Origin of the sequence: Acidiphilium iwatense (assembly GCF_021556475.1) — a bacterium.
In the GTDB taxonomy this organism is placed as follows: domain Bacteria; phylum Pseudomonadota; class Alphaproteobacteria; order Acetobacterales; family Acetobacteraceae; genus Acidiphilium; species Acidiphilium iwatense.
Map to the genome: position 1 here is coordinate 1 of NZ_JAKGBZ010000103.1, position 3933 is coordinate 3933.

Genomic DNA, 3933 nt, shown 5'->3' on the forward strand with positions numbered 1-3933 from the left:
GGTTGCGCCGCCCCTGCACCTCAACGATTGGAGCAGAAATTCATCCGCAGGCGGCGACCGCGCGGCGCGCCATCACGCCGACCAGATGCGCGCGATAGGCCGCACTCGCATGGATGTCGCTGCTCATGGTGCTCTCGGGCGTGGTCACGTCCTTGATCGCGTCCGCGCTGAAGGATTTGCCCAGCGCCGCTTCCATCGCGGTGTGACGGAACACACCGTCAGTGCCGGCACCGGTCACCGCGACGCGCACGCCCTGCGCGGTCCTGGCGACGAACACGCCGACCATCGCGTAGCGCGAGGCGGGGTTGGGGAATTTCTCATAGGCCGCCTTTTCCGGGATCGGGAACGAGACCTCGGTGATCAGCTCGTCCGGCTCCAGCGCCGTGGTGAACATGCCCTGGAAATAGTCGGCGGCCTTGATGCTGCGTTTGGTGGTCTTGATCGTCGCCCCCAGTGCGAGCACCGCCGCGGGGTAGCAGGCCGACGGGTCGTTATTGGCGAGCGAGCCGCCGATCGTGCCGCGGTAGCGCACCTGCCGGTCGCCGATATGGCTGGCCAGATACACAAGCGCGGGGATCGCGCGCGCGACCTCCGCGGAGTTGGCCACCTCGCGATGGGTGGTCATCGCGCCGATCACGATCGCATCGCCCTCGCGGCGGATACCCGTCAGACCCAACCCGGCGAGATCGACGACGGCAGAGGGTTTCGCGAGCCGCTGCTTGAGCACCGGGATGAAGGTCATGCCGCCGGCGAGCGCCTTGGCGTCCGGGTCGCCCAACGCCTTGACCGCATCGGCGACCGAGCCGGGTTTCTGATACTCGAATTCGTACATCGCTCTGTCTCCTGCTTATTCGGCGGCCATGCGCGGCCCGGCGCCCTGGATGATCGACCAGATTTTCTGCGCTGTCGCCGGCATGTCGATATGGGTCACGTCGTAGTCGCGCAGCGCATCGACCACCGCGTTGATCACCGCGGGCGGGCTGCCGATGGCACCCACCTCGCCCACCCCCTTGGCCCCGAGCGGGTTGTGGGTGCACATGGTGGATTCGGTGCCGACACGGATATTCGGCAGGTCATCGGCGCGCGGCATGGTGTAGTCCATCAGCGAGCCGGACAATAACTGCCCGGTCTCGTCATAGATCGCGTGTTCCAGCAGCGCCTGGCCGATGCCCTGGGCGACGCCGCCATGCACCTGGCCATGCACGATCATCGGGTTGATCACCCGGCCGATATCGTCGACCGCGGTGAAGTTGAGCAGCGAAACCACGCCGGTTTCGGGGTCGATCTCGACCTCGGCGATATGGCAGCCGCCGGGGAAGGTGAAGTTTTTCGGGTCGTAGAACGCGGTTTCGTCGAGGCCCGGCTCGATTTCCTCGATCGGGTAGTTGTGCGGCACATAGGCGGTCAGCGCGATCTCGGCGAAGGCTTTGGATTTGTCGGTGCCGGCGACGGTGAACTTGCCCTCCTTGAACTCGATGTCGTCGGTCGAGGCTTCCATCAGGTGGGCGGCGATTTTCTTGCCCTTGGCGATGATTTTATCCATCGCCTTGACCATCGCCGAACCGCCCACGGCGAGCGAACGGCTGCCATAGGTGCCCATGCCGAACGGAATTTTCGCGGTGTCGCCATGCACCACCTCGACGGCCTCGAACGGCACGCCGAGCTGGTCGGCGACCAGTTGGGCGAAGGTGGTCTCATGGCCCTGGCCGTGGCTGTGGGTGCCGGTGAACACCGTGACCGATCCGGTCGGGTGGACGCGAACGTTCGCGACCTCGTAAAGCCCGGCGCGCGCGCCCAGCGCACCGGCTACCGCCGAGGGCGCGATGCCGCAGGCTTCGAGATAGGTCGAGACGCCGATGCCGCGCAGCTTGCCGCGCGATTTGGCCTCCGCCCGGCGCTGCTCGAACCCGGCCCAGCCGGCATGGTCCATCGCCTTGGCGAGGGTGGCTTCGTGATTGCCGCTGTCATATTGCAGGGCAACCGGCGTCTGATACGGGTAGGCATCGGCCGGGATGAAGTTGCGCCGGCGGATCGCGATGCGGTCCATCCCCAGTTCCTTCGCCGCGACATCGACGATGCGCTCCAGCAGGAATGTCGCCTCCGGCCGTCCCGCGCCGCGATAGGCATCGACCGGCACGGTATTGGTGAACATCGCCTTCACCTCGGCATAGATCGCGGGCGTGGTATAGACGCCGGCAAGCAATGTCGCGTGCAGATAGGTCGGCACCGAGGGCGCGAAAGTCGAAAGATACGCCCCCATATTCGCCATCGTCCTGACCCGCAGGGCGAGGAACTTGCCGTCCTCGGCCAGCGCCAGTTCGGCATGGGTCACGTGGTCGCGGCCATGCGCGTCGGTGATGAAGGCTTCGCCGCGCTCGCAGGTCCATTTCACCGGGCAATGCACTTGCGCCGCCGCCCAGGTGACCGCCGCTTCCTCGATATAATGGAAAATCTTCGACCCGAAACCGCCGCCGACATCGGGGGCGACCACGCGCAATTTGTGCTCGGGGATGTGCAGCACGAAGGCGCCCATCAGCAGGCGGATCACGTGCGGGTTCTGGCTGGTGGTATAGAGCGTGTATTCGCCCGACGAAAGATCGTATTCGCCGATCGCGGCGCGCGGCTCCATCGGGTTCGGGATCAGCCGGTTGTTGACGAGGTCGATTGTCGCGACCTTGTGCGCCTGGGCGAACGCGGCATCGACCGCGTCCTTGTCGCCGATATGCCAGTCGAAACACACATTGCCCTTGGCATCGTCATGCACCAGCGGCGCATCGGGTGCGGCGGCGGCGCGCAGATCGGCGACCGCCGGCAGGCTGTCGATGTCGATGACCAGCGCCTCGGCGGCGTCCTTCGCCTGCTGCCTGGTTTCGGCGATCACCATGGCGATCGCATCACCCACGTAACGCACCTTGCCCTGCGCCAGCACGGGGTGCGGCGGCTCGATCATCGGGGAGCCATCCTTGCTGTGGATCTGCCAGCCGCAAGGCACGCCGCCGATATTGTCGCGGGCGAAATCCTCGCCGGTGAAGATCGCGACCACGCCGGGCATCGATGCCGCCGCCGACGTGTCGATCGACCTGATCACCCCGTGCGCCACGTCCGACCGCTTGAAGTACGCATGGGCCTGGCCGGGGCGATTCATGTCGTCGGTATAGTGGCCGTGGCCGGACAGGAACCGATGATCCTCCGTGCGCCTCACGGAATCGCCGATTCCGCCCTTGATGATGTCGTTCATGGATATTCTCCCGATATTTCCGCTCCCGCTCTGGACGATACCGGCGCGGGAGTCTTTGTTTTTTTGGATCGATCTATTCGGCGGCTTGCGGCAGTTGCCTGCCGTGCATCAGCGGCCATGCGGCGGCGATCGCCTTGACGATGTTGTGATAGCCGGTGCAGCGGCAGATATTGCCGTCCAGCCCGTCGCGGATCTGCTGCTCGGTCAGCCCGTCCGGGTGGCTTTCGACCAGATCGATCGCGCTCATCACCATGCCCGGCGTGCAATAGCCGCATTGCAGCGCGTGATGCTCGCGGAACATCTCCTGCATCGGGTGCAGCGTGCCGTCCGCCGCCGCCAGCCCCTCGATGGTGAGCACCGTCGCACCCTCGGCCTGCACCGCCAGCATCGAGCAGGATTTCACCGATTTGCCGTCGACCGAAACGACGCAGGCGCCGCACTGGCTGGTATCGCAGCCGATATGGGTTCCGGTGAGATGCAGATAATCGCGCAGCAGCTCCACCAGAAGGGTGCGCGATTCGACCGTGGCCGTCGCCGCCTTGCCGTTCACCGTCAGATTGACCTGGGGCATTGGGTCCTCCTTATGTTGCCCGCATGATGGTGGCCAGCGCGGGATTTGGTCAAGGGAAGCGCGCCATTATGCCGCCCCGCCAACGAATAAATTTTTACGAATATGCGGTCAGCCTCGGAATCGG

General features: G+C 65.2%; 3 protein-coding genes. All 3 read right to left on the bottom strand.

The window, feature by feature from the left end:
- Nucleotides 1–40 precede the first annotated feature (40 nt).
- The 3 genes from L2A60_RS19960 to L2A60_RS19970 all read right to left on the bottom strand — a co-directional run bounded on the left by L2A60_RS19960 (nt 41) and on the right by L2A60_RS19970 (nt 3809).
- Nucleotides 41–832 (bottom strand): FAD binding domain-containing protein, encoded by a 792-nt coding sequence (locus tag L2A60_RS19960; protein ID WP_235706212.1) that lies wholly within the window; start codon nt 830–832, stop codon nt 41–43.
- Between the two features lie 15 nt (nt 833–847).
- Nucleotides 848–3238, bottom strand: a complete 2391-nt coding sequence (locus L2A60_RS19965; protein ID WP_235706213.1) for a xanthine dehydrogenase family protein molybdopterin-binding subunit — start codon at nt 3236–3238, stop codon at nt 848–850.
- 73 nt (nt 3239–3311) lie between these two features.
- On the bottom strand, nt 3312–3809 hold the full coding sequence (locus tag L2A60_RS19970) for a (2Fe-2S)-binding protein (RefSeq protein ID WP_235706214.1): 498 nt from the start codon (nt 3807–3809) through the stop codon (nt 3312–3314).
- Between the last annotated feature and the right edge of the window lie 124 nt (nt 3810–3933).